Source organism: Rosenbergiella sp. YN46 (assembly GCF_036620675.1).
Classification (GTDB): Bacteria; Pseudomonadota; Gammaproteobacteria; order Enterobacterales; family Enterobacteriaceae; genus Jejubacter.
The window spans coordinates 1-563 of record NZ_JAZHEE010000141.1; the positions used below are offsets into that span (position 1 = coordinate 1).

Below are 563 nucleotides of genomic sequence, written 5' to 3' on the forward strand. Positions count from 1 at the left end.
CTTCCCTTAATCCTAAGGCATCTCTTTCAGCCTCTGGAATCGAAATTCTTCCGTTGGTTCCAACGGATGTTTTGTAAGTTCCCCAATTCATGAAATTGGGCATGATTTGACCCATGTCGAAAAGAGTGTCCATTCCCTTTGCTTGGAAGTTTGCAAAATTTTTCATTACATTTGTTTGAGTTTCAGTAGCCTTATCGGTGATCTCCTTTAGTGCCTCAACTGGATTGAACTCCTGGACTCTATTTCCCATAAAGACTCCAAAGTTTTTCATAAATTCTGTTTGAGCTTTACCACTTTTTTTGATCCATTCCTTGAACATTTCTGTGGGGTCGTATTGGTAATTATTACCATTCATAGGTAATGATAGGGAATGAGTGGTATATATAGACTTCGGTTGGCTATTCCCCCAAGAATTCTATTACTACTCTAGCGAACGATTCTGGATCATCAACATATGGTGTATGGCCACATCCATCCATTCTAAAAAATCGACAATCCTGAATTGTTGAAACAAAACTATCGGCATAGTGAATTGGAATGACAGGATCGTTGGCACCCAAATT

The 563-nt window shown here is 38.9% G+C and carries 1 protein-coding gene; it reads right to left on the reverse strand.

The annotated features are described in order from the left end of the window. Window positions 1–355: hypothetical protein (locus tag V3W49_RS22925; RefSeq protein WP_500148279.1), on the reverse strand; the 355-nt coding region annotated here is incomplete at its 3' end. Window positions 356–563 lie beyond the last annotated feature (208 nt).